This window comes from Variovorax paradoxus, from assembly GCF_024734665.1.
Taxonomy (GTDB): domain Bacteria; phylum Pseudomonadota; class Gammaproteobacteria; order Burkholderiales; family Burkholderiaceae_C; genus Variovorax.
Map to the genome: position 1 here is coordinate 5349310 of NZ_CP102931.1, position 22634 is coordinate 5371943.

Here is a 22634-nt window from a genome sequence, read left to right on the forward strand (position 1 = left end):
TTCTTCCGCCTCAGGCCTTCTTGGAGTCTTCACCGATCAGGAGCTTGGTGTCCGACAGGTACATGTGCGGCGGCACCGGCAGGTTGTCGGGCGCGGGCTTGTTCTTGAAGACTCGGCCGGCCAGGTCGAAAGTGGAACCGTGGCAGGGGCAGAGGAAGCCGCCTTCCCAGTCGTTCGGCAGCGAAGGCTGCGGACCGGCCTGGAAGCGGTCGGTCGGCGAGCAGCCCAGGTGGGTGCAGATGCCGACCACGACCAGCACGTCGGGCTTGATCGAGCGGTGCTCGTTCTGCGCGTACTTGGGGGTGAATTCGTCGGGGTGACGCTTGGAGAGGGGGTCGGCCAACTGGCCGTCCAGCTTGGGAAGTTCGGCGATCTGCGCGGGGGTGCGCTTGAGGATCCAGACCGGCTTGCCGCGCCATTCGACGGTGATTTTCTCGCCGACCTTGAGGCCCGAAATATCGACCTCGACCGCGGCGCCCGCGGCCTTGGCCTTCTCGGAAGGCTGGAAAGTGCTCACAAAGGGAACGGCGGTTGCCACGCCGCCCACCACGCCGGCGCAACTGGATGCAATCAACCACGTCCGCTTGCTGGTGTCGATCCGGGGCGAGCCGGAGGTCATGTCACTCATGGGGATCCTCTTGTCTTCTTCGCTGGAGCAGGAGTCAACCCGCGATTGTAGCGGGGCGCTCAAGGGATATTCAATGGCCGCCATGCGCGTGGCCGGCGAACGACGGCAAGGCGCGCCGCATTCGCGGGGCGCCCGCCGGGGGCGACAAGGGCTGTCGCCGCGGGGACTTCAGTTCAGAAGGCCGTGCTGCATCGCCTCGTGGACCGCCTGGGTCCGCGACTTGACGGAAAGTTTGCGATAGATGCTCTTCGCATGAAACTCGATGGTGTTGACCGACAGATAGACCGCATCCGCGATCTGCCGGTTGCTCCAGCCCTGTGCGATGAGGCGCAGCACCTTGAGTTCCCGTGGCGACAGCAGGCCCTGCGGCAGCCTGGCGGAAGAAGCCTGCTCCGACGACGACGACGGCACCGGGGCCTGGACGCGGATGGGCTCGATGGTGCGCGCCTTCGCGTAGGCGGCAATCGAGCCGAGGATGCGCCGCGCGATGCGCGAATCCATCGGCGAGCCGCCGCGCTCGATGGAGCGCAGCAGATATGCGAGTTCGGCGTCGTCGGCTTCAGTCAGCAGGTAGCCGATGGCGCCGGCAGCGATTGCTGCGTTCACGAGTTCCTGGTCGTCGGTTGCCGACATGCCGATGCTCTCGATGCGCGGATAGGCCTGGCGCACATGATGAAGCAGCGCGGCGCCGTCGTTGCCCGGCAGCCGCATGTCGACCAGCACGAGGTCATAGGGCAATGCCGCCAGCAGGTTGAGCGCCTCGGCCCGGCCTGACGCGATCACCACGCGGCGATGCGGTGCGAGTTCGGCGAGGATACGCCGCATGCGGTCGGCGGCGATGGAATCGTCCGCGACGATCAACGCTGCGTGAAAAACGCCGCCATACAACTGCGCGGCCGATGGCACATGCCGCGCGACGGCGGCGTATTGCATGTTCATTTCCATGACCGTTCTCCTGCCGGCATGCAACGGACTTCGCCCGCGCTGCATGTGTTTTCAATGCCCAAGAAAAAATTGATCACGCGACGTCCTCTGGCTCTGTAGCTACCCGCAGGTAGTGACGAAATGTTGACTTTCGTTTCAGATACCGCAGGAACGATGCCCACGCGAAGGAACACCGGGGCGCATGGCGCGCCAGCGCGTGTAGTACTTTGATTTCATTGAAGAAATTGCCTCGAACGACCTGAAAAACGAGGGCTTGAGGAGGCCTTGAAAAGACCGTTTTTCCGCCGTTGTTACGTGCGGGTTACTGCGTGTGTTACGTAGCACCGCGCCACACGAAACGCGCTCCGGAACGCGTATCGGAACGTCACCACGCGATTTGCGCGATGTCTGCGAAGCCGCATGGGCGTTGGCTTTGCGGACACAGCAGCGGCAAGGCCGGCCCCTATACTGGGTTATCGGCCTTTTTCACTTGCATGAAGGCCGGCGTTTCCTCCAGCGGCCGACCTCCTGATCCGTCCATCACACGGCTTCATGAACTCACCTTCTCTCGCCCCCGCACCCTCCACATCGGCAGCAGATGCCGGCAGCCTTCTGGAACAGGGACTGGTGCTGCACCGGGTGGGCCGTTTCGCCGAAGCCATCCAGGTCTACGAAGCCCTGCTGTCGCGCTTTCCGGAGCATGCCGACGCGCTGCACCTGACGGGCGAAGCGCTGTACCGGCAAGGACGCCCGAAGCTGGCGCTGAACTACGTGAACCGCGCAATCGCGCGGTCGCCGCACCACTTTTACTTCAACACCCGCGCGACGATCTTCATGCACATGGGCCTGCCGGCCGAAGCGCAGCAAGACCTTCGCCGCGCGATCAAGGCGCTGCCGAACTATCCCGAGGCCTACGTGAACCTGTCGGCGGTGTACCGCCAGCAGAAGAAGTTCCGCCAGGCCCGCGAGGCCGCGGCCGAAGCCACGCGGCTCGCACCGCAGGCGCCCGCGGCATGGAACAACGCCGGCGCAATCGACATGGAGCAGAACCGCTTCGACGAAGCGATCGCGCAGTTCCGCCAGGCGCTCGCGCTCGACCCGGGCTATGCAGCCGCGCACAAGAACATCGGCAAGATCCGCGCGCACCAGAAAGACTGGGCCGCCGCGCTCGACTCGTACGAGCGGGCCGCGGCCGACCCGCAGGATTGCGAGGCCGCCTTCATGCTCTCAAGGGCGCTGCAGAGTTGCGGCCGCACCGAGGAGGCAATCGCGCCCATGCAGCGCGCCATGCGCAACTGGCCGCCCGAGGAGCGCCACAAGGCACTGTCCGACCCCGAAGGCGTGGCCGCGCTGTACGGCGTGTGCGGCGCGCTCGAGGGCGTGTCGATGCGTTTTGCAGAATCGGCTGAGCTCTACAAGCTAGCGCTGGAAAGCCTGCCCGAGCACGAGCTGCTGCTGAACAACCTGGGCACGGTGAACTTCCGGCTCGGCCATTTCGACACTGCCATCGAAGTGCTCAAGAAGGCACTCGAAGTGCATCCGCGCCAGGTGCTCGCACGCTGCAACCTGGGCGTGACCTATGTGATGGCCGGCCAGTCGGAGGCGGCCATCGCGGAGTTCGAGCAGTGCCTGCGCGACGACCCCGACTTCATGCCGGCCATGGTGTGGATGCTGGGCGAAAAGGCGCACATCGCCGACTGGAACGGCGTGCCCGAGCTGCGCGCCAGGATCGCGGCGCTGCTGGACAACCCGAACAACGACCAGACCGTGTCGTCGTTCATCCTGATGTCGAACTACGACGATGCGCGCCGGCTGATGAACTGGACCCAGCGCTCCGCCACGCTGGCCGACCGGAACACGGGCATCAGGCCTTTCGCCGATGCCGGCGCGCGCCGCACGGCGCCGCGCATTCGCGTGGGCTACTACTCGTTCGACTTCCGCAACCACCCGGTCGCGCACCTGACGGCCGAGCTGTACGGCCAGCATGACCGGAAAGATTTCGAAATCTTCGTCTACTCCTACGGTCCGGACGACGGGCACCCGGCGCGGGCGCGCATCGCCGCGTCGGCCGAGCACTTCGTCGACATGCACGGCCAGTCGATCCAGCAGATGGCCGAGCGCATCCGCGAGGACGAGATCGACATCCTGATCGACCTCTCGGGCGACACGCGCGGCGCCAAGCCGCAGGTCATGGCCTACCACGCGGCGCCGGCGCAGCTCATGTGGCTGGGCTACATGGGCACCAGCGGCACGCCGAACTACGACTACCTGGTGTCCGACAACTTCCTCTCGCCGCCGGGCACGGAAGACTGCTACACCGAGAAGCTGCTGCGCCTGCCCGAGACCTTCCAGGTGATCGACACGAAGCGGTCCGTCAATCCGCACAAGGCCACGCGCGCCGAGCGCGGCCTGCCCGAAGACGCCTTCGTGCTTTGCAACTTCTCGCAGTCGTTCAAGATCCAGCCCGAGACCTTCGAGGCGTGGGTGCGCATCGTGCAGGGCATTCCGAACTCGGTGCTGTGGCTGGCACAGGGCCCGCACGGCTTCGAGCGCAACCTGCGCGCGCAATGGGACAAGGCGGGCCTGCCGGCCGAGCGCCTGATCGTGTCGCCGCGCATGCCGGTCGACCAGCATCTGGCGCGCATCGGCCTGGCCGACCTGTTCATCGACACCTTCCCCTACAGCAGCGGTGCCACAGCGAACGACGTGTTGTGGTCGGGCGTGCCGCTGCTGGCGCTCACGGGCACGACGATGGTGTCGCGCATGGCGGGCAGTCTGCTCGGCGCCATCGGGCTGCCGGAGCTGGTGGCCACGAACCACGACGAGTACGTGCAGAACGCCACCCACTACGCCACGCATCCGGAGGAGCTGGCGGCGCTGCGCGCACGGCTCGCGGCGGCCAAGGACGCGCGCCGCGGCTACTTCGACACGCCGCGCTTCGTGCGCCATCTCGAGGACGGCTTCAGGCAAATTGCCGCGCGCAGTCGTGAAGGGTTGCCGGCCGCGCATGTCGATGTTGCGCCACGCTCGCTGGAGAAGTGAGCAATCGCGGGCATACTCGACTTTCCTTCAACAGCAGAGCTCCAGCAGCCTTTTGAATCATGAGCATCCTCAGTGAATTCAAGGAATTTGCCGTCAAGGGCAATGTCATCGACCTCGCGGTCGGCGTGATCATCGGTGCAGCGTTCGGCAAGATCGTCGACTCGCTCGTGGCCGACATCATCATGCCGCTGGTCGGCGTGGTGTTCGGCAAGCTCGACTTCTCCAACCTCTATGTGGTGCTGGGCACAGCGCCCGCCGGTGTGGCGAACACGCTGGCAGACCTGAAGAAAGCCGGCGTTCCGGTGCTGGCGTATGGCAACTTCATCACCATCGCTGTCAACTTCGTGATCCTGGCCTTCATCATCTTCATCATGGTCAAGCAGATCAACCGCCTGAAGCGCAACGAAGAGCCGGCACCGGCCGCGGCCCCCGAGACACCCGAAGACGTGGTGCTGCTGCGCGAGATCCGCGACAGCCTCAAGCGCCCCTGATCAAGCGCCCCAAATCAAGCTCCCTTGAGCACCCGGGCCATGCGCAGCGCCTCGACGAGGCTCGACGCATCGGCCAGCCCCGTTCCCGCGATGTCGAACGCGGTGCCGTGATCGGGGCTGGTGCGCACCAGCGGCAAGCCCAGCGTCACGTTCACGCCCTTCTCCACACCCAGGTACTTGACCGGGATCAGGCCCTGGTCGTGGTACATCGCAACCACCACGTCGAACTCGCCGCTGGAGGGCACGCCGTGCTTGGCGCGTGCGCGCATGAAGACCGTGTCGGGCGCATAGGGCCCGCTGGCGTCGATGCCTTCGGCGCGCGCAGCCTCGATGGCCGGCGCGATGATCTCGCGCTCTTCCGAACCGAACAGACCGCCCTCGCCCGCATGCGGGTTGAGGCCCGCCACGCCGATGCGCGGCGCGCGGCCCAGCGCATGCGTCAGCGCGCGGTGCGTGATGCGCAGGGTTTCGAGCACGCCCTCGAAACGCACCGCCTCGATGGCGTGGCGCAGCGACATGTGGATGCTGACGAGCACGGTGCGCAGCTCGTCGTTGGCCAGCATCATGCGCACCGGCACGTGGGCCACGGTGCGGCCCAGGTGCGCGGCCGCCTCTGCCTGGAGCAGCTCGGTGTGGCCGGGGTACGGGAAGCCGGCGGCCGACAGCGCTTCCTTGTGCAGCGGCGCGGTCACGATGGCACCGATCTCGCCGCGCAGTGCGGCCCGTGCGGCCCAGATCACGCACTCGCCCGCAACACGGCCGGCTTCGGCGCTGATGCGGCCCGTCTCGATGTGCGAAGGTGGCGCGATCACTTGCAGCACAGGAATGCAGCCCGGCGGCACGGTCGCGGCTTCGGCGACGGATTCGATCTCGAGCACCGGCCAGGCCAGCTGTCCCGGTCCGGCCAGAGCCTGCGAGGCCTGGCGCATCGTGCTCACGTCGCCAGCGACGAAGGCACCGCGCGTGGCGTCAGACGCATCGCGAAACGCCTTGGCGATGATCTCGGGGCCGATGCCCGCGGGATCCCCCAAGGTGATGGCAATGGCACCGCTCATGCCGGGTTGTCGATGTCGATGAACTCGTGCTTCAGCCCGAGCTGCGCCGCCACATGCCCGGCCACCGCCGGCGCGCCGTAGCGTTCGGTGGCGTGGTGCCCGCAGGCCAGGAAGGCCACGCCCATCTCGCGTGCGTAGTGGGCCTGGGGCTCCGAGATTTCGCCGGTGATGAAGGCATCGGCGCCGGCCGCGATGGCAGCCTCGAAGTAGCCCTGCGCACCGCCCGTGCACCAAGCTACGTTTTTGATAGCGCGATGCGCCGTGTCGACGAGCGTGACCGGCCTTTTCAGAACGCTTTCGACATGCGTGGCAAGCGCCTTGGCATTGGCGAAGCTCTCGCCGTTTTCCGGCGTGCCGAGAAAGCCCAGTTCCTGCTCGCCGAAGCGCCCGGTCGAGCCGGCATGGGCCACGAGCCCCAGCTTCAGGCCGAGCTGCGCGTTGTTGCCGAGCTCGGGGTGCGCGTCGAGCGGCAGGTGATAGGCGAACAGATTGACGTCGTCGCCCAGCAGCAGGCTCAGGCGCTGCTTCATCCAGCCGGTGACGCAGCCGTCCTGGCCACGCCAGAAGAGGCCGTGGTGAACGAAGATGGCGTCGGCCTCGGCGTGGATCGCGGCCTCGATCAGGGCGCGGCTGGCAGTTACGCCCGAGACGATCTTGCGGACCACGGTGCGCCCTTCGACCTGCAGGCCGTTGGGTCCGTAGTCCTTGAAGCGCCCGGGGGCCAGCAGCAGGTCGAATGCGTGGAGCAGTTCGTGGCGGGTGGTGCTCATCGCACCATTGTCGCGCCGCCCGCGGGGGCCGCGCCATCGCGCATCGCATGGCCGCGCGCGGCCAGGGGCAGAAACGCCAGCAGGAAGCCCAGAGCGGCCAGCACCGCGACGTAGTGCGCCGGCGCCATCGTGTCGCGCTGCAGCCAGAGCGTGAGGATCACCGGCGTGAGCCCGCCGAAGACCGCGTAAGACATGTTGTAGGCGAACGAAAGCCCGGTGAAGCGCACCGGTGCCGGGAAGGCGCGCACGCCTGCGATCGGCACGGTGGCGATGGTGCCCACGAACAGCCCCACCAGCCCGTAGTGCCAGAACAGCGTGGCCGGCGTGCCGGGCAGCCCGCTGTAGAACAGATAGGCCGTAACGAACAGGCCGCCCCAGCCGACAAGCATCACGGTGCGCGTGCCGATGCGGTCGCTGGCCCAGCCGGTCAGCATGCAGCCCAGCGTCAGCGTGAGCGTGGCGAGCGCGTTGGCCTCGAGCGCCAGTGCGGCGGGAATGTGGTGCACCTTCTGCAGGTAGGTGGGCGTGTACAGCACCACGACCACGATGGCAGCCGACAGCACCCAGGTCAGCAGCGCCACGTACACGCAGGCCACGCGGTGCTCGCGCAGCACGGTGCGCAGCGGCATCTCGCGCGCCACGCTGCGGCGGCCGGCCAGCTCCTTGAACACCGGCGTCTCGTGCAGGAAGCGGCGCAGGTACACCGACACCAGCCCGAACACGCCGCCCAGGATGAAGGGAATGCGCCAGGCGAAGTCGCTCACCTGCTCGGGCGAATAGTGGCGGTTGATGGCCACCGCAATCAGCGAGCCCAGCAGGATGCCGCCGGTGATGCCCGAAGTCAGCATGCCGATGCCGAAGCCATAGCGCTTGGCTGGCACGTGCTCGCCCACGAACACCCAGGCGCCGGGCATCTCGCCGCCGATGGCCGCGCCCTGCAGCACGCGCATCGCCAGCAGCAGCAGGGGTGCCGCGACGCCGATGCTCGCGTAGGTCGGCAGCAGGCCGATTACCAGCGTGGGCGCCGCCATCAGGAAGATCGACAGCGTGAACATGCGCTTGCGGCCAAAGATGTCGCCGAAATGCGCGATGACGATGCCGCCCACCGGGCGCGCGAGGTAGCCGGCCGCAAAGATGCCGAAGGTCTGCAGCTGCCGCAGCCAGTCGGGCATGTCGACCGGGAAGAACAGCGCCCCCAGCACGGTGGCGAAGAACACGTAGATGACGAAGTCGTAGAACTCCAGCGTGCCGCCGAGGGCGGACAGGCCGAGGGTCTTGTAGTCGCTCGAGTCGAGCGTGCGTGCCGGCGCCGGCTGCGCGCCGTCCGGGAAGGTTGCTTCTGAAGTCATGGCTGGCAGGGAGATCGTGATCGCGCGCCAGCCCGCGGGACCGGGTGAGAAAACGGAAAAATGGCGCGCTGGCGAAATGCCTGGCCGCTTCCACCGGGTGGGCAGCGCGGGAGGCCTGAAAAACACGGGCCGGATGGGACCGACCTGCGATGCTAGGTGTTAACCCGGCTTTACGTACACAGGAAGTCTTAATCTCGACCTCTGCGAGCGGTTTCTGCACCAGGCGGTTGAGGGACAATTGACAACATTGCTGCGTTGCACTGCGGCCTTCCAACGTCTTTTTCACCAATCTTTCATGAAACGCACCTGGCTGCTCTTCGCCCAAGCCGTGACCGTCCTGCTCGCGGCCTACTTCGTCGTCGCGACGCTCAAGCCCGAGTGGATCAACAAGCGCGCGACCTCGCTGGGCGGCGTGGTGTCGATCGTCGAGGCGCCGGCCGGCAACCCGGGCGTGACAACGCCCGGCAGCCTGAGCGTGCCGGCCAAGAAGGCCTCCCCGGCGGTGGTGAGCATCAACACCAGCAAGGCCGCGCAGCGCCATCCGCGCAGCAACGACCCGTGGTTCCGCTTCTTCTTCGGCGACCAGGACGACCAGCCCCAGGTGGGCCTGGGCAGCGGCGTGATCGTGAGCCCCGACGGCTACATCCTCACCAACAACCACGTGGTCGAGGGCGCCGACGAGATCGAAGTGACGCTGAACGACAGCCGCCATGCGCGCGGCAAGGTGATCGGCACCGACCCCGACACCGACCTGGCCGTGCTGAAGATCGAGCTCGACAAGCTGCCGGTGATCGTGCTGGGCGATTCCGACGCGCTGCAGGTGGGCGACCAGGTGCTGGCCATCGGCAACCCCTTCGGCGTGGGCCAGACCGTGACCAGCGGCATCGTCTCGGCGCTGGGCCGCAACCAGCTCGGCATCAACAACTTCGAGAACTTCATCCAGACCGACGCAGCCATCAACCCCGGCAACTCGGGTGGCGCGCTGATCGACGTCAACGGCAACCTGCAGGGCATCAACACCGCGATCTACTCGCGCTCGGGCGGCAGCATGGGCATCGGCTTCGCCATTCCGGTGTCGATGGCCAAGATCGTGCTCGAAGGGATCGTGAAGGAAGGCCAGGTTCGCCGCGGCTGGATCGGCGTGGAGCCGAGCGACCTGTCGCCCGAACTCGCCGAAACCTTCGGCGTGAAGGCGGACGCGGGCGTGATCATCACCGGCGTGCTGCAGAACGGCCCGGCCGCCAAGGCCGGCATCCGCCCGGGTGACGTGATCACCTCGGTAGGCGAGAAGAAGACGGACAACGTGCAGGCGCTGCTGACCGCGGTGGCCGGCCTGAAGCCCGGCAGCACCTCGCGGTTCGCGCTGCAGCGCGGCAGCGACAAGATGGAGCTGGATGTGACGCCGGGCCTGCGCCCGAAGAGCCCGGTCCGGCAGGTACCGCCGAGTCAGCCCGAATAACGAGCTGTCGGGTTGGTCGATCAGGATTGCGCTGAATCAGCGCTTTCCTCTTCCTCGGACTTCTTGCCGGAACTGGCGAAGTACCTGGCACCGATGATGCCCACCTCGTACAGGAGGCACATCGGCACCGCCAGCGCCAGCTGCGACACCACGTCGGGCGGCGTGAGCACCGCGGCAACGACGAATGCGACCACGATGAAGTAGCCACGGAAGGACTTCAGCTTCTCGATGGTCACCATCTCGAAGCGCACCAGCAGCATCACGACGATGGGCACCTGGAAGGCCACGCCGAAGGCGATGTAGAGCGACAGGATCGCCTCGACGTACGAGGAAATGTCGGGCGTTGCCTGCACCGCGGACGGTGCAAAGCGCTGGATGAAGCTGAACATCTTGTCCAGCACGAAGAGCTGCACGAACGCGATGCCCGCATAGGCCAGCAGGCTGCCGAAGAAGATCAGCGGCAGCGCAAATTTCTTTTCATGGCTGTAGAGCCCCGGCGCGATGAACATCCACGCCTGGTACATGAGCCAGGGCAGCGCCAGCAGCACGGCCGCCATCATCAGCACCTTGAGCGGCACGAAGAACGGCGAGAACACGCCGATGGCGATCAGCTTCGCGTCGTGCGGCATGTGCGCCTTGATCGGCATCGCGATCAGGTCGATCAGCCCGCCCGGGCCAGGCCAGATGGCCAACAGGATGCCCGCGACCACGAGGCCGTAGACGCAGTAGAGCAGGCGGTCGCGAAGCTCGACCAGGTGCGCCACGAACGGCTGTTCGGTGCCCGCCAGCTCGTCTTCTTTGTCTTTGTTCTTGTTGTCGGAATCGGCCATTGGAAAAGAAGATAGCGTGACGTCGGCCGGCGTGCGGCGCCCGAGGAACGCGGTGGTGGGGGTCCGCTAGTTGCTCTTGTGCGGACGGAAGCGGGCGACGCGCGCGGCACCCGACAGCGCCTTGGTGCGCACGCCGTTGCGCGCCTTGTACCACTGCGGCGTGGCGCCCTGTTTCAGGCGCCAGTTCTTGCGGGGGTGCTTGTATTCGGGCGGCGATGGCTCGGGTTCGGCCAGCGCCGAGAGGGTTTCGCCCGAACCGCTGAACTGCTTCTCGAATTCGCTCGCGCCCGTGTGGATGCTGTGCTCGACGTCGCGCGCCGCATCCTCGACGGTAGTCTTCATCTTGCGGAGCTCGTCGAGCTCCATCGAGCGGTTGACTTCGGCCTTGACGTCGTTCACGTAGCGCTGCGCCTTGCCAAGCAGGGTGCCAACGGTGCGGGCCACGCGCGGCAGCTTTTCCGGGCCGATGACGATCAGCGCCACGACGCCGATCAGCGCCAGCTTCTCAATGCCGAGGTCGAGCACGTGCGGTCCGCGCTCAGGACTTCTGACGCGCTTCGACGTCGATCGTCGGCTTGTCGCTGTTGGCCGGCTGGCCGGTCACTTGCTGGGCGGGGGCCGACGAAGCGGCGGCAGCGTCGGACGAGCCGCCGTCCTTCATGCCGTCCTTGAAGCCCTTGACGGCGCCGCCAAGATCCGAACCCATGTTCCGCAGCTTCTTGGTGCCGAAGATCATGACCACTACGAGCAGCACGATCAGCCAGTGCCAGATGGAAAAAGAACCCATGGAGAACTCCTAAGAATGTGTCCGATTTTAGTCGGGCGGAATGTGACAGTTTGGCTTAATGCCGCTCAGCCGCGAAGCCACGGCCGGGGACCACCCATGACATGGACATGGAGATGGTGAACCTCCTGCCCACCCTCGGTGCCGGTATTGACCACGACCCGGTAGCCGCCGTCCGGATAGGGCCTGCAGCCCTGCTCCAACGCCAGCTTGGGTGCCAGGATCATGATCTTGCCCATCAGCGCCTCGTCGTCGGGCGTCAGCTGGGCCATCGAGGCGATGTGCTTCTTGGGCACCAGCATGAAATGCACCGGCGCCCAGGGCGCGATGTCGTGGAAGCCGAACAGGTCTTCGTCTTCGTAGACCTTGCGCGAGGGAATCTTGCCCTCGATGATTTTGCAGAAGATGCAGTTGGGATCGTGTGACATGGAGGTTGTTCGTTAGACAGCCATGGGCTTGCGTTCGCTCCAGTTCAGCCAGCCCTTGACCAGCCGGTAGATCATCCACACGGCAGTGACGAAGAGGATGGGGAAGCCGATCAGGATCCAGATGGTGATGAACCCCAGGATGGACCAGACCAGGCCCCACCAGAAGGTGCGGATCTGCCAGGTGAAGTGGCTTTGATAGAGCGTGCCCTCCGTATCCTCGCGCTTGAGGTAGTTGAGCACGATGCCCACGATTCCCGTGAGGCCGCCCGTGAACCACGAAAGCGCATAGAGGATGTACACCGCCAGCGTGATCTGGCGCAGGCTTTCCAGCTGCTCGGGCGTCTTGCCGGAGATGTCGTCGATCGCGGTGATTTCGTTCATTCGGAGGCCTGGCCTTTCTGCTGCTCTTCGATGCCGCGTTGCTGCACCTTGCGCAGCGCCTTTTCCTCGATGCCGCTGGTGCCCTCCCGGCGCTCGAGTTCCGCGGTAACGTCGGAGGGGGAAAAACCGTAGTGCGCCAGCGCCACCATGGTGTGGAACCACAGGTCTGCCACTTCGTTCACTATTTTCGAGCGGTCGCCGCCGTGGTCGGCGTCCTTGGCGGCCATCACGACCTCGGTGGCTTCCTCGCCGATTTTCTTGAGGAAGGCGTCCGGGCCCTTGTGCAGCAGGCGCGCGACGTAGCTCTTCTCAGGATCGCCGCCGCGCGCGGGCAGGCGGCTTTCGATGACCGCGGCCAGGCGTGCGAGGGCGTCGGAGGTGCTGTTGCTGTTCACTGTGGCCGTCATTTGTAGATCGACTCCGGGTCTTTCAAGACGGGTTCGACCACCGTCCACTGGCCCTTTTCGTACTTGCTGAAGAAGCAGCTGTGGCGCCCTGTGTGGCAGGCGATGCCGGGCTCGTGGCCGAGCTGGGTGACCTTGAGCAGCACCACATCGTTGTCGCAGTCGAGGCGGATCTCGTGCACGGTCTGCACGTGGCCCGATTCCTCGCCCTTGAACCAGAGCTTGTTGCGCGAGCGGCTGAAATACACCGCGCGGCCCAGCTCGGCGGTCTTTTCGAGCGCCTCGCGGTTCATCCAGGCGAACATCAGCACGTCGTTGCTGCCCTGTTCCTGCGCGATGACCGGCACCAGGCCGTTCGCGTCCCACTTCACTTCATCGAGCCAATTCATGGAAGTATTGTCGGGGATAGGAAAAGACCCTTTGGACGCGGTTCAAGCGTCGATTCGCACCGGGATGCCCCGCGCGGCCATGCGGGCCTTGGCCTCGCCCACCGTGTGCTCGCCGTAGTGGAAGATGCTGGCCGCCAGCACCGCGTCGGCACCGCCGGTCTGGATGCCGTCGGCCAGGTCGTCGAGGCTGCCCACGCCGCCCGAGGCGATCACCGGCACGCTGACGGCGTTGCTCACCGCGCGGGTCAGTTCCAGGTCGAAGCCGCTCTTGGTGCCATCGCGGTCCATGCTGGTCAGCAGGATCTCGCCGGCGCCGCGGCGCGCCATCTCGGTCGCCCATTCGACGGCGTCCAGGCCGGTGTTCTTGCGCCCGCCATGGCTGTACACGTCCCAGCCCGCGCCGCGGCTGGCGGCTTCTTCGGGGCTGCGGCGCTTGGCGTCGATGGCGACCACGATGCATTGCGAGCCGTACTTCTGCGCCGCGTCGCTGATCACCTGCGGATCGGCGATGGCGGCCGAGTTGAAGCTGGTCTTGTCGGCTCCGGCGTTGAGCAGCCGGCGCACATCGGCCACCGTGCGCACGCCACCGCCCACGGTCAGCGGAATGAAGATCTGAGAAGCCACCGCCTCGATGATCGGCAGGATCAGGTCGCGACCGTCGCTGGTGGCGGTGATGTCGAGAAAGGTCAGTTCGTCGGCGCCCTGCGCGTTGTAACGCGCGGCGATCTCGACCGGGTCGCCGGCATCGCGCAGTTCAAGGAAGTTGACGCCCTTGACGACACGGCCGCCGGTGACGTCGAGACAGGGAATGATGCGTTTGGCAAGCATGGGATGTTGAACAACCGGTAGGAAATCAGAGAACGCGGAGCTGTTGCCAGCCCTGCCATTGGGCGCCGGGCATCAGCAGCACGGGCTCGTCGATGCGAGCGGCCTCCACGCAGAGCATGTGGCGAAAGCCGTCGGCAGGCATGTCGGCGAGTTTCGCACCGAGCACGGCGCCGGGGTTCCAGACCACGGTTTCGCTGCAGCTCGCGCTTTGGGAGATCTCGAGCTTGCCGCCCGGCTGAACCAGCCGCAGCGGCTGGGCGGGCGCGGCATAGACGCTGTCGAACTCTGCATCGAAATGCAACGCTGCCGCGGTTTCCACCCAGCGGTCGTCGCGCAGCGAATCCCATCGGTTGGCGCCCTGCAGGCCCTCTAGCCGCACGTTGGCGATGTCGTCGACGCGCAGGTAGGTGTGCAGCGCGGCGGCAAAGGTCCAGGGCGCGCGGTCGATGTTGAGCAGCGTGAGCGTCGTGCACAGCTGGCCGCCGGACAAAGTGGCTTCAAGCCGCGCCTCAAAAGCGTGCGGCCAGAGCTTTCTGGTGGCTTCGGAGTCGCGAAGCGTCAGCCTCAGCGTTTCGGGCGTGTCCGAAACCTCGTGCGCCCAAGGCAAATTGCGCATGAATCCATGCTTGGGCAACATGCCGCGCTGGTTGAATTGGGGGCAGCAAATGGGCACGCCGCCGCGGATGGCCGTGTGCCCGTCGAACACCGCCGAAGGGCTCAGGTAGAGCCTTTCCACCCCGTCAGCCGCGGTCCACGAGAGCACTTGCGCCCCATGCAAGGCCACCGTGAGGGTGCTCCCATCGATGCCGTTGGCACGCAAGGCAGGCTGGCCGCGAAACTCGATCGGGGTGATTTCCATGGCGAGAATTGTAGGCAGCACCCGCACCGTGGCACGGAATTGGCATCAAGGGCCATTGCGTGCCTGGGGCCTTCTTGGATACCCTGTGATCGCTTGCATCGAGGGACAACGTGCAAGTCGGTCCCGTGCACTCGGAAAAACTACTCTCACACGACAAGGGGATACGCATGAAGAAGCTGCCGATGGCCGCCTGGATCCTGATCGCGATGGTGCTCGGCATCATCGTGGGCTACATGATCTTCTCCAGCTTTCCGGACAAGAAAGCCGCGAAAGAAATCGCAGACTACGTCTCCATCATCTCGGACGTGTTCCTGCGCCTGATCAAGATGCTGATCGGCCCGCTGGTGTTCTCCACGCTGGTGGTGGGCATCGCGCACATGGGCGACGCCAAGTCGGTCGGCCGCGTGTTCGGCAAGGCCATCGGCTGGTTTCTCACCGCTTCGCTGATCTCGCTGGTCATCGGCCTGGTCATGGCCAACCTGCTCAAGCCCGGCGAAAACCTCGGCCTGCCGCTGCCCGACATCGGCGCCTCGGCCAACCTGGCCACCTCCAAATTCACGCTGAAAGACTTCGTGAGCCACACGGTGCCGAAGTCCTTCGTCGAGGCCATGGCCAACAACGAGATCCTGCAGATCGTGGTGTTCTCGATGTTCTTCGGCGTGGCGCTCGCCTCGCTGGGCGACAAGGCCAAGACGCTGGTCGCCGCCATCGAGGAGCTGTCGCACGCCATGCTCAAGATCACCGGCTACGTCATGAAGATTGCGCCGCTCGCTGTGCTGGCCGCCATGGCCGCCACGGTGGCCGTCAACGGCCTGGGCATCCTGCTGAAGTTCGCGGTGTTCATGGGCGACTTCTACCTGGGCCTGTTCGTGCTGTGGAGCGTGCTGGTGCTGGCGGGCTTCCTGTTCCTCGGCCCGCGCGTGTTCAAGCTGCTGGTGCTCATCAAGGAAGCCTTCCTGCTGTCGTTTGCCACTGCCAGTTCGGAAGCGGCCTACCCGAAGATCCTGCAGGCGCTCGACCGTTTCGGCGTGAAGCGCAAGATCTCCAGCTTCGTGATGCCGATGGGCTATTCGTTCAACCTCGACGGCTCGATGATGTACTGCACCTTCGCCGTGCTCTTCATCGCGCAGGCCTACAACATCCACATGCCGATCAGCACGCAGATCACCATGCTGCTGATCCTGATGCTCACCTCCAAGGGCATGGCCGGCGTGCCGCGCGCCTCGCTGGTGGTGATTGCCGCCACGCTGAACCACTTCGACATTCCCGAGGCCGGCCTGCTGCTGATCCTGGGCGTGGACACCTTCCTCGACATGGGCCGCTCGGCCACCAACGCAGTGGGCAACTCCATCGCGACCGCCGTGGTTGCCAAGTGGGAGGGCGAGCTGATGTCCGAGAGCGATGCCGAGGTCAACGCCAAGGCGCTCGACGAGGAAGCCAGCGCCACCCTCGCCCACCCCGCCCACGCGTGAGGCGCGCCATGAAGCCCAAGGCCACGCTGTCGGTTTTCCTCGCAGGACTGCTGGCCGCCGCCGCATTCGTGCTGGCGGGGCCGGCACAGGCGCAGGAACAGGCACCCACCGCGCTGACCGGCACCCTCGCCAAGGCCCGCGAAACCGGCGCCATCACCATCGGCTACCGCGAGTCGTCGGTGCCGTTCTCGTACCTCAATGCGCGCAAGGAGCCGATCGGCTATTCGATCGAGCTCTGCCGCGCGCTGGTAACGGCCATCGAGGACGCGGTGAACAGGAGCCTCACGATCAAGTGGGTGCCCGTCACGTCCGACTCGCGCATCGACGCTGTCGCCAGCGGCAAGGTCGACCTGGAATGCGGCTCGACCACCAACAACCTCGAACGCCAGAAACGCGTGAGCTTTTCGCCCACGATGTTCGTCTCGGGCACCAAGGTGCTGGTGAAGAAGGGCTCGCCGATCAAGTCGTTCCGCGACCTCGCCGGCAGGAAGGTGGCCGTCACGGCCGGCACCACCAACGAGAAGACGCTGCGCGACCTGTCGGAGAAGTTCAAGCTGAACATCAACCTGCAGGTGACGCGCGACCATGCCGAGTCGTTCGGGCTGGTGAAGAGCGGCCAGGCCGACGCCTTCGCGACTGACGACGTGCTCCTCTACGGCCTGATCGCGCAGGACGCCGCCAAGGCCGACTACGAGGTGGTCGGCGACTTCCTCTCCTACGACCCCTACGGGATCATGTACCGCAAGGGCGACCCGCAGCTGAACAAGGTGGTCGTCGACACCTTCCAGGTGCTGGCTGAAGACGGCGAGATCGAGCGGCAATACAAGCGCTGGTTCCTGCGCAAGCTGCCGTCGGGAGAAAGCATCAACCTGCCGATGAGTGCGCAGCTGGAAACGATCATCCAGACGATGTCGGTGAAGGCCGAATAAGCCCTCATTCAACTGCTACCGCGCTGGCCACTCCCAGCGCGGTATTTCGCTCATGTCGAGGTTGGCGATGCGCGTTTCGCCGAACTGCTTTTCGAGCACCACCGGCTGCAGGCCTTCGCTGTCGTCCAGCGCGGCGATCAGCCGGGCGGCGTGCGACACCACGATCACCTGCGACTGCCGCGCGGCCTGCGCAATCAACCGCCCCAGGGCCGGCAGCAAGTCGGGGTGCAGGCTGGTCTCCGGCTCGTTGAGCACCAGCAGCGCCGGCGGACGGGGCGTGAGCAGCGCCGCGATCCACAACAGGTAGCGCAGGGTGCCATCGGACAGTTCGGCGGCCGTAAGGGGCCTCAGCAGGCCGTGCTGGTGCATCAGCGTCTCGAAGCGGTCGCCCGTCACCTGGACTTCGATGCTTGCGCCGGGGAAGGCGTCGTCCACCGCGCGGTCGAGCGCTTCGCCGTCGCCGATCTCGCGGATGGTCTGCAATGCCGCGGCCAGGTCGGCGCCGTCGTTGGCCAGCACCGGCGTGTAGGTGCCCAGTTGCGGCTGGCGCGCAGGCGCATCGGCGTCCGAGCGGAAGTGGTCGTAGAAGCGCCAGGAGCGCATTTGCTCGCGCAGGGTGAGCATCTCGGGTGCGTCGCGCGGATCGGCATGCTCCGTCATCATGCTGGCGAAGGCGGGAATCGGCCGGCCGACAGCCTGCCAGCCCTTGCCCTCACGCAGGCGCAGCGCCCTTGCGGTCGACGAGGTGCGTCGAGGGCCGCAGCAGCGGGCCGCTCCAGATGGCCTCGTGCTTGATCTGTGGGTCGCTCGAAAAAGCCGTCGACGGAATGGGCGGTGGCAGGCCGATGTCGATGGCGTAGCCGAAATCTTCCGCCTCGGCACCAGCGAACCCCAGCCTCAGAGCAACCGGCTCGCTGCGCGTGGTGCCCTGCACCGGCACGTCGCCCCGCAACATGGCCGCCGAGAAGCGCTCGGGCCCTGCCCACAAAGTCGATGAAAGCCCGCCTTCGCGCACCAGCGAGCGGATCACGCCGCCATTGGCAATGTCGGCCAACAGCCGCATCGCCCGGTACACGCTCGACTTGCCGCTGCCGTTGGCCCCGGTCACGACCGTGAGCCGGCCCAGCGGCACGGTCAGCTGCCGCAGCGAGCGGTAATTGGCGATGGCGAGCGCGGAGAGCACGCGCTGCGCGGTAAAGGCGTCAGGCGCCGGCCAGTTCGTCCGCGCGAGCCTGCGCGGCGGCGAAATCGAGGTCGCCCGAATAGATGGCGCGGCCGCAGATCACACCCTCGACGCCGTCGGATTCGACTGCGCAGAGCTTGTCGATATCGGCCATGTTCGACAGGCCGCCCGAGGCGATCACCGGAATGGTCAGCGCCTGTGCGAGCTTGACGGTGGCTTCGATGTTGATACCCGAGAGCATGCCGTCGCGGCCAATGTCGGTGTAGATGATCGACTCGACGCCGTAGTCCTCGAACTTCTTGCCCAGGTCGGCCACCTCGTGGCCCGTGAGCTTGCTCCAGCCGTCGGTGGCGACCTTGCCGTCCTTGGCGTCCAGGCCCACGATGATGTGGCCGCCGAAGGCGCTGCAGGCGTCTTTCAGGAAGCCGGGGTTCTTGACCGCGGCGGTGCCGATGATCACGTAGCGCAGGCCGTCGTCGATGTAGCGCTCGATGGTGTCGAGGTCGCGGATGCCGCCGCCGAGCTGCACCGGAATGTCGTCGCCCACCTCTTTCAGGATCGCCTTGATGGCCGCGTGGTTCTGCGGCTTGCCGGCGAAGGCGCCATTCAGATCGACCAGGTGCAGCCGGCGCGCGCCGGCCTGGACCCACTTGCGGGCCATGGCAGCGGGGTCTTCGCTGAAGATGGTGGACTGGTCCATGTCGCCCTGCTTGAGGCGAACGCAGTGGCCGTCTTTGAGATCAATGGCGGGAATGAGGAGCATGGAAGTGACGCGAGTGTGCGGAATCCGGGCTGTGAGAGGTTCGGCCCGGTCGGGAAAATAGGTTCAGGGATTCCAGTGGAGGAAGTTGCGATAGAGCTGCAGCCCGTGGTCCGCACTCTTCTCCGGGTGGAACTGGGTTGCAAAAATGTTATCGCGTGCGATGGCTGCGGTAAAGCTTGCGCCGTATTCCGCCTCGCCCACACTGTGTTTGGGGTCAGCCGGGCAGGCATAGAAGCTGTGCACGAAGTAGAAGTAGCTCTGGTCGGGCACCCCCGCCCACACGGCGTGCGGCTGGGCCTGGCGCACCTGGTTCCAGCCCATCTGAGGCACCTTGAAGCGGCTGCCGTCGGGCTGCAGGCGGCCAGCCAGGTCGAACTTGATGACCTCGCCAGGAATGAGGCCCAGGCCGTCGGTCGGGCCCTCGTCGCTGCGCGACAGCATCATCTGCATGCCCACGCACACGCCGAACAGCGGCTTGCTCGCCGCGGCTTCGAGCACCGACTCCTGCAGGCCGGAGTCGCGCAGCTCGCGCATGCAGTCGGGCATGGCGCCCTGCCCCGGCAGCACCACGCGGGTCGCCTTGCGAACCACGTCGGGGTCGGAGGTGACGAACACCTCCACGCCGACCTGGTCGGCCGCATGGCGCACGGCCTGCGACACGGAGTGCAGGTTGCCCATGCCGTAGTCGACCACGGCAACGGTATTTGCTACAGATTTCATAGCTGATGGACGAACGCGTTCAGAGCGAGCCCTTCGTCGAGGGAATGACGCCGACGGAACGCGGGTCGAGTTCGAGCGCGCCGCGCATGGCGCGCGCGAAGGCCTTGAACACCGTCTCGCACTGGTGGTGCGCATTGACACCCTTGAGGTTGTCGATGTGCAGCGTGACGAAGGCGTGGTTCACGAAGCCCTGGAAGAACTCGTAGGTGAGCTGGCTGTCGAAGGTGCCGATCATGCCGCTGGTGAACGGCACGTGCATCACGAGGCCGGGACGGCCCGAGAAGTCGATGACCACACGGCTCAGCGCCTCGTCGAGCGGCACGTATGCGTGGCCGTAGCGGCGGATGCCCTTCTTGTCGCCGATGGCCTTGGCCACGGCCTGGCCCAGCGTGATGCCGACGTCTTCCACCGTGTGATGACCGTCGATGTGCAGGTCGCCCTGGCAGTCGATGTCGAGGTCGATCAGCCCGTGGCGGGCGATCTGGTCGAGCATGTGGTCGAAGAAGCCGATACCGGTAGCAAGCTTGGCCTTGCCGGTGCCGTCGAGGTTGACGCTGACGGTGATCTTCGTCTCGGCGGTGTTGCGGGTGACCGTCGCAGTGCGATCGGCGCTGCCCGGGTTGGTGGGGGTGGTCATAGTGAGGCTTCGAGTGCCGCGAGCATCCGCGCATTCTCGTCGGCCGTTCCGACGGTGAGGCGCAGGCAGTTTGCGAGCAGTTCGTGCATTTTAGAAACGTTCTTGATCAGAACCCCGTGTGCCTTCATACCCTCGAAGGTCTTGGCGGCATCGGGCACGCGCAAAAGAATCATGTTGGCGTCGCTGGGCCAGGTCTTCACGCCGGGCAGGCGGCCGAGCCCCATCATCAGGCGCTCGCGCTCCTCGCGGATCTGCCGGGCCTGCGCCTCGAACACCTCGGCGTGCTCCAGCGCGAACAGCGCGCACTCGCAGTTGAGCACGCTGATGTTGTAGGGCGGGCGCACCTTGTCGATCTCGGCGACCAGCGCGGCCGGCCCCATCATGTAACCCAGGCGGATGCCGGCCAGGCCGAACTTGCTGAGCGTGCGCATCAGCAGCACGTGGCCGTGCTTCGCCAGGCGGTCGATGTAGCTGCGGGCAGCGAAGGGCTGGTAGGCCTCGTCGATCACCACCAGGCCGCCCTGCGCGCCCTGGGCTTCGACGATCTTCTCGACGACGGCGTCGTTCCAGAGGTTGGCGGTCGGGTTGTTCGGATACGCGAGGTAGACGATGGCGGGCTTCTCGCTCGCGATGGCAGCCAGCATGGCGGCTTCGTCGAGTTCGAAGTCGGCCGTGAGCGGCACGCCGACGAACTTCAGGCCCTGCAGCTTCGCGCTCATGGCGTACATGACGAAGCCGGGCACGGGCGCCAGCACGGTGGCGCCGGGCAGGTCGCAGGCAATGGCCAGCAGCGAGATCAGTTCGTCCGAGCCGTTGCCCATCATCAGCCTGAAGCCTTCGGGCATCTGCGCGTGCGCGGCCAGCGCGCGCTGCAGGTCGGCGCCGCGCTCGCCCGGGTAGCGGTTGAGCGCCAGCGCACCGAGGCGCGCGCCGAGTTCGACCTGCAGCGCGGGCGGCAGGCCGAAGGGGTTTTCCATGGCGTCGAGCTTGACGAAGCCGCGCGCGTCCTGCACCGCGTAGGCATGCATGGACCGCACGTCGTTGCGGATGCGGTCGAGCGGCGGGCGGATGGATTCGGGAGCAGCGGTCATCGGGTGCAGCGGTAGCTGTTTCGGAGGGCGCCGGCCATGACCAGTTGCACTGGCATGTCGGCTTCGTAACTGTCGGCGTTGCGGGTCAGCTCGGTCTGGTAGAGCGAACGCGCCATGGAGGGTTCGAGGCGGCGGCCCTCGACGCAGAACACGGGCTTCTGCCCGTTGCGCTGCGACGATTCGACGCCTTCGCGCAGGCCTTCGAGCACGCCGACCAAGTAGTAGCTGGCGTAGGCCTTGCCGTCCTTCTCGCTGGCTTCGAGCGTGCGCAGTTCGCGGATGCTCATGGCCTGCGCGCCGGTGGCGGCCGCCAGCGCGAGCAGCAGGAAGGCGGCGGCACGCTTCATCGGCATCACTTGCGGTAGCGCGGCGGCGGCGCATAGGCGCCGTCGGCCGGGAAGGCGCTGGGCTGCGACGGGGTGGCGTCGCGGCGCTGGCGGCGCGGTGCGTCGCGCTCTTCGAGTTCGAACAGCGCGGCGCCGATCACGCCGATGTTGCGCACGTCGCCCGCTTCGGTGTTCGCTGCGTAGGCACGGCCGGGCGCTGAAAAGCGGAAGGCCGCAACCTCGTTCTCGCTCTTGCGGAAGCCTTCGATGGTGAGCGCCTGCAGCGGACGCAACACGTAGCCGCCATTGCGCAGGCTCCCGGGCTTGCCGTTGAGCACGTCGAGGCCGTCGACCGTGGCGATCACCTCGTAGTTGCGCTCGCTGAGATTGCGAAAGCGCAGCGTGTAGCGCGAGCCCTGCACGCCGGCGAGGCGGAACATGTCTTCGCCGCCACTGCCTCGACGGGCGCGCTGCAGCGGCAGCGGGCGGCTGTCTTCGCCGAGCACCGACCATTCGACGTCGCCGTCGGCCAGCATCAGGCTCAGGCGGCTCTCAGGATTGCTGCCCACGGAGCGGCGAACGGCAGAGGCCTCGTTGTAGCCCAGCAAGGCCACGTCGTCCGGCTGGTCGGACAGGCGCTTGGTGATGACCGTGCGGGTCTTCGATTCGAGGCCCTCGCCCCACTGCGTGCCGAGTTGCGGGGCAGGCGCTGCCGGCGCGGCGCTGGGCGTGGCACTCAGGGCAGCCGACGTGCGCGGCGCCTGCGGCATCTGGCTGCAGGCGGCCAGCAGTGCGGCGCCCGCAACGAGGCCCGTGGCGAATCGAAAAAGACGCGAATAACGGAGACGATCGATCATCTTGCTTGCTCCTCCCGGAGACGGGTTTTGTTGGA

At 66.2% G+C, this 22634-nt stretch carries 25 protein-coding genes and 1 pseudogene; 5 read left to right on the forward strand and 21 right to left on the reverse strand.

The features are described 5' to 3' along the window. Nucleotides 1-10: 10 nt before the first annotated feature. Both petA and NWF24_RS25285 read right to left on the reverse strand, forming a co-directional pair. Entirely contained in the window at nucleotides 11-628 is a 618-nt protein-coding gene (gene petA, locus NWF24_RS25280; RefSeq protein ID WP_093048676.1) for a ubiquinol-cytochrome c reductase iron-sulfur subunit, read from the reverse strand. 168 nt (nucleotides 629-796) lie between these two features. Next, nucleotides 797-1573 (reverse strand): response regulator transcription factor, encoded by a 777-nt coding sequence (locus NWF24_RS25285; protein ID WP_258350946.1) that lies wholly within the window; start codon nucleotides 1571-1573, stop codon nucleotides 797-799. A 531-nt stretch (nucleotides 1574-2104) separates the two neighbouring features. Here NWF24_RS25285 and NWF24_RS25290 point away from each other — a divergent pair. After that, nucleotides 2105-4594, forward strand: a complete 2490-nt coding sequence (locus tag NWF24_RS25290; protein ID WP_258350947.1) for a tetratricopeptide repeat protein — start codon at nucleotides 2105-2107, stop codon at nucleotides 4592-4594. Nucleotides 4595-4653: 59 nt separating this feature from the next. Further along, the gene (gene mscL / locus NWF24_RS25295; protein WP_093048667.1) at nucleotides 4654-5085 is read left to right on the forward strand and encodes a large conductance mechanosensitive channel protein MscL; all 432 of its coding nucleotides are present in this window, start codon (nucleotides 4654-4656) and stop codon (nucleotides 5083-5085) included. Between the two features lie 14 nt (nucleotides 5086-5099). On the opposite strand, the gene pdxA is transcribed toward mscL, so the two are convergent. From pdxA to NWF24_RS25310, 3 genes are read right to left on the reverse strand one after another with little or no spacing between them, the layout of a single operon-like run. Further along, the gene (gene pdxA, locus NWF24_RS25300; protein ID WP_258350948.1) at nucleotides 5100-6140 is read right to left on the reverse strand and encodes a 4-hydroxythreonine-4-phosphate dehydrogenase PdxA; all 1041 of its coding nucleotides are present in this window, start codon (nucleotides 6138-6140) and stop codon (nucleotides 5100-5102) included. After that, on the reverse strand, nucleotides 6137-6910 hold the full coding sequence (locus NWF24_RS25305) for a Nif3-like dinuclear metal center hexameric protein (protein WP_258350949.1): 774 nt from the start codon (nucleotides 6908-6910) through the stop codon (nucleotides 6137-6139). The genes pdxA and NWF24_RS25305 overlap by 4 nt, the downstream gene beginning before the upstream one ends. Next, nucleotides 6907-8259 carry an MFS transporter gene (locus NWF24_RS25310; RefSeq protein ID WP_258350950.1) on the reverse strand — a complete coding sequence of 451 codons (1353 nt, stop codon included), beginning with the start codon at nucleotides 8257-8259 and terminating at the stop codon, nucleotides 6907-6909. Before NWF24_RS25310 ends, NWF24_RS25305 begins: the two co-directional genes overlap by 4 nt. A gap of 295 nt (nucleotides 8260-8554) precedes the next feature. Here NWF24_RS25310 and NWF24_RS25315 point away from each other — a divergent pair, with 295 nt between their 5' ends. Further along, complete coding sequence (locus NWF24_RS25315; RefSeq protein WP_093048655.1) at nucleotides 8555-9718, forward strand: trypsin-like peptidase domain-containing protein; 1164 nt, start codon at nucleotides 8555-8557, stop codon at nucleotides 9716-9718. Nucleotides 9719-9738: 20 nt separating this feature from the next. Here the strand turns inward: NWF24_RS25315 and tatC are convergent, their stop codons facing one another. From tatC to NWF24_RS25360, 9 genes are all read right to left on the reverse strand, one after another. Continuing rightward, nucleotides 9739-10548 (reverse strand): twin-arginine translocase subunit TatC, encoded by an 810-nt coding sequence (gene tatC / locus NWF24_RS25320; RefSeq protein ID WP_093048652.1) that lies wholly within the window; start codon nucleotides 10546-10548, stop codon nucleotides 9739-9741. A gap of 66 nt (nucleotides 10549-10614) precedes the next feature. Beyond that, the gene (gene tatB / locus NWF24_RS25325; RefSeq protein WP_258350951.1) at nucleotides 10615-11073 is read right to left on the reverse strand and encodes a Sec-independent protein translocase protein TatB; all 459 of its coding nucleotides are present in this window, start codon (nucleotides 11071-11073) and stop codon (nucleotides 10615-10617) included. Nucleotides 11074-11086: 13 nt separating this feature from the next. Continuing rightward, the gene (gene tatA / locus NWF24_RS25330; RefSeq protein ID WP_258350952.1) at nucleotides 11087-11335 is read right to left on the reverse strand and encodes a Sec-independent protein translocase subunit TatA; all 249 of its coding nucleotides are present in this window, start codon (nucleotides 11333-11335) and stop codon (nucleotides 11087-11089) included. Between the two features lie 65 nt (nucleotides 11336-11400). Further along, a complete protein-coding gene (locus NWF24_RS25335; RefSeq protein ID WP_093048646.1) occupies nucleotides 11401-11760 on the reverse strand; it encodes a histidine triad nucleotide-binding protein in 360 nt (119 codons plus the stop codon). A gap of 12 nt (nucleotides 11761-11772) precedes the next feature. Beyond that, entirely contained in the window at nucleotides 11773-12141 is a 369-nt protein-coding gene (locus NWF24_RS25340; protein ID WP_176928690.1) for a DUF4870 family protein, read from the reverse strand. Continuing rightward, nucleotides 12138-12548, reverse strand: coding sequence for a phosphoribosyl-ATP diphosphatase (locus tag NWF24_RS25345; RefSeq protein WP_093075857.1), 411 nt, complete (start codon nucleotides 12546-12548; stop codon nucleotides 12138-12140). The genes NWF24_RS25340 and NWF24_RS25345 overlap by 4 nt, the downstream gene beginning before the upstream one ends. Next, entirely contained in the window at nucleotides 12545-12934 is a 390-nt protein-coding gene (hisI, locus tag NWF24_RS25350; protein ID WP_013539725.1) for a phosphoribosyl-AMP cyclohydrolase, read from the reverse strand. Before hisI ends, NWF24_RS25345 begins: the two co-directional genes overlap by 4 nt. Nucleotides 12935-12976: 42 nt before the next feature. Then, on the reverse strand, nucleotides 12977-13762 hold the full coding sequence (gene hisF / locus NWF24_RS25355) for an imidazole glycerol phosphate synthase subunit HisF (RefSeq protein WP_258350953.1): 786 nt from the start codon (nucleotides 13760-13762) through the stop codon (nucleotides 12977-12979). Nucleotides 13763-13787: 25 nt separating this feature from the next. Then, the gene (locus tag NWF24_RS25360) at nucleotides 13788-14621 is read right to left on the reverse strand and encodes a D-hexose-6-phosphate mutarotase (protein ID WP_258350954.1); all 834 of its coding nucleotides are present in this window, start codon (nucleotides 14619-14621) and stop codon (nucleotides 13788-13790) included. Nucleotides 14622-14788: 167 nt separating this feature from the next. Here NWF24_RS25360 and NWF24_RS25365 point away from each other — a divergent pair, with 167 nt between their 5' ends. Next, nucleotides 14789-16093 carry a dicarboxylate/amino acid:cation symporter gene (locus NWF24_RS25365; RefSeq protein ID WP_258350955.1) on the forward strand — a complete coding sequence of 435 codons (1305 nt, stop codon included), beginning with the start codon at nucleotides 14789-14791 and terminating at the stop codon, nucleotides 16091-16093. Nucleotides 16094-16101: 8 nt separating this feature from the next. Continuing rightward, nucleotides 16102-17022 (forward strand): amino acid ABC transporter substrate-binding protein, encoded by a 921-nt coding sequence (locus tag NWF24_RS25370; RefSeq protein ID WP_258350956.1) that lies wholly within the window; start codon nucleotides 16102-16104, stop codon nucleotides 17020-17022. A gap of 15 nt (nucleotides 17023-17037) precedes the next feature. Here NWF24_RS25370 and NWF24_RS25375 read toward each other — a convergent pair. From NWF24_RS25375 to NWF24_RS25405, 7 genes and pseudogenes are all read right to left on the reverse strand, one after another. Next, a pseudogene (locus tag NWF24_RS25375) lies at nucleotides 17038-18205 on the reverse strand (AAA family ATPase). A gap of 19 nt (nucleotides 18206-18224) precedes the next feature. After that, a complete protein-coding gene (hisA, locus tag NWF24_RS25380) occupies nucleotides 18225-18968 on the reverse strand; it encodes a 1-(5-phosphoribosyl)-5-[(5-phosphoribosylamino)methylideneamino]imidazole-4-carboxamide isomerase (RefSeq protein WP_258350957.1) in 744 nt (247 codons plus the stop codon). 63 nt (nucleotides 18969-19031) lie between these two features. Beyond that, on the reverse strand, nucleotides 19032-19688 hold the full coding sequence (gene hisH / locus NWF24_RS25385) for an imidazole glycerol phosphate synthase subunit HisH (protein WP_258350958.1): 657 nt from the start codon (nucleotides 19686-19688) through the stop codon (nucleotides 19032-19034). Nucleotides 19689-19707: 19 nt separating this feature from the next. Beyond that, a complete protein-coding gene (gene hisB / locus NWF24_RS25390) occupies nucleotides 19708-20325 on the reverse strand; it encodes an imidazoleglycerol-phosphate dehydratase HisB (RefSeq protein WP_093048619.1) in 618 nt (205 codons plus the stop codon). Next, entirely contained in the window at nucleotides 20322-21416 is a 1095-nt protein-coding gene (gene hisC, locus NWF24_RS25395) for a histidinol-phosphate transaminase (RefSeq protein WP_258350959.1), read from the reverse strand. Before hisC ends, hisB begins: the two co-directional genes overlap by 4 nt. Then, entirely contained in the window at nucleotides 21413-21763 is a 351-nt protein-coding gene (locus NWF24_RS25400; protein ID WP_256216704.1) for a hypothetical protein, read from the reverse strand. The genes hisC and NWF24_RS25400 overlap by 4 nt, the downstream gene beginning before the upstream one ends. A 5-nt stretch (nucleotides 21764-21768) precedes the next feature. Next, nucleotides 21769-22599, reverse strand: a complete 831-nt coding sequence (locus tag NWF24_RS25405; protein ID WP_258350960.1) for a hypothetical protein — start codon at nucleotides 22597-22599, stop codon at nucleotides 21769-21771. Between the last annotated feature and the right edge of the window lie 35 nt (nucleotides 22600-22634).

Coding starts and splice junctions, on each gene's coding strand:
- petA (WP_093048676.1), bottom strand. CDS start 628: ATGAGTGACATGACCTCCGGCTCGCCCCGGATCGACACCAGCAAGCGG.
- NWF24_RS25285 (WP_258350946.1), bottom strand. CDS start 1,573: ATGGAAATGAACATGCAATACGCCGCCGTCGCGCGGCATGTGCCATCG.
- NWF24_RS25290 (WP_258350947.1), top strand. CDS start 2,105: ATGAACTCACCTTCTCTCGCCCCCGCACCCTCCACATCGGCAGCAGAT.
- mscL (WP_093048667.1), top strand. CDS start 4,654: ATGAGCATCCTCAGTGAATTCAAGGAATTTGCCGTCAAGGGCAATGTC.
- pdxA (WP_258350948.1), bottom strand. CDS start 6,140: ATGAGCGGTGCCATTGCCATCACCTTGGGGGATCCCGCGGGCATCGGC.
- NWF24_RS25305 (WP_258350949.1), bottom strand. CDS start 6,910: ATGAGCACCACCCGCCACGAACTGCTCCACGCATTCGACCTGCTGCTG.
- NWF24_RS25310 (WP_258350950.1), bottom strand. CDS start 8,259: ATGACTTCAGAAGCAACCTTCCCGGACGGCGCGCAGCCGGCGCCGGCA.
- NWF24_RS25315 (WP_093048655.1), top strand. CDS start 8,555: ATGAAACGCACCTGGCTGCTCTTCGCCCAAGCCGTGACCGTCCTGCTC.
- tatC (WP_093048652.1), bottom strand. CDS start 10,548: ATGGCCGATTCCGACAACAAGAACAAAGACAAAGAAGACGAGCTGGCG.
- tatA (WP_258350952.1), bottom strand. CDS start 11,335: ATGGGTTCTTTTTCCATCTGGCACTGGCTGATCGTGCTGCTCGTAGTG.
- NWF24_RS25335 (WP_093048646.1), bottom strand. CDS start 11,760: ATGTCACACGATCCCAACTGCATCTTCTGCAAAATCATCGAGGGCAAG.
- NWF24_RS25340 (WP_176928690.1), bottom strand. CDS start 12,141: ATGAACGAAATCACCGCGATCGACGACATCTCCGGCAAGACGCCCGAG.
- NWF24_RS25345 (WP_093075857.1), bottom strand. CDS start 12,548: ATGACGGCCACAGTGAACAGCAACAGCACCTCCGACGCCCTCGCACGC.
- hisI (WP_013539725.1), bottom strand. CDS start 12,934: ATGAATTGGCTCGATGAAGTGAAGTGGGACGCGAACGGCCTGGTGCCG.
- hisF (WP_258350953.1), bottom strand. CDS start 13,762: ATGCTTGCCAAACGCATCATTCCCTGTCTCGACGTCACCGGCGGCCGT.
- NWF24_RS25360 (WP_258350954.1), bottom strand. CDS start 14,621: ATGGAAATCACCCCGATCGAGTTTCGCGGCCAGCCTGCCTTGCGTGCC.
- NWF24_RS25365 (WP_258350955.1), top strand. CDS start 14,789: ATGAAGAAGCTGCCGATGGCCGCCTGGATCCTGATCGCGATGGTGCTC.
- NWF24_RS25370 (WP_258350956.1), top strand. CDS start 16,102: ATGAAGCCCAAGGCCACGCTGTCGGTTTTCCTCGCAGGACTGCTGGCC.
- hisA (WP_258350957.1), bottom strand. CDS start 18,968: ATGCTCCTCATTCCCGCCATTGATCTCAAAGACGGCCACTGCGTTCGC.
- hisH (WP_258350958.1), bottom strand. CDS start 19,688: ATGAAATCTGTAGCAAATACCGTTGCCGTGGTCGACTACGGCATGGGC.
- hisB (WP_093048619.1), bottom strand. CDS start 20,325: ATGACCACCCCCACCAACCCGGGCAGCGCCGATCGCACTGCGACGGTC.
- hisC (WP_258350959.1), bottom strand. CDS start 21,416: ATGACCGCTGCTCCCGAATCCATCCGCCCGCCGCTCGACCGCATCCGC.
- NWF24_RS25400 (WP_256216704.1), bottom strand. CDS start 21,763: ATGAAGCGTGCCGCCGCCTTCCTGCTGCTCGCGCTGGCGGCCGCCACC.
- NWF24_RS25405 (WP_258350960.1), bottom strand. CDS start 22,599: ATGATCGATCGTCTCCGTTATTCGCGTCTTTTTCGATTCGCCACGGGC.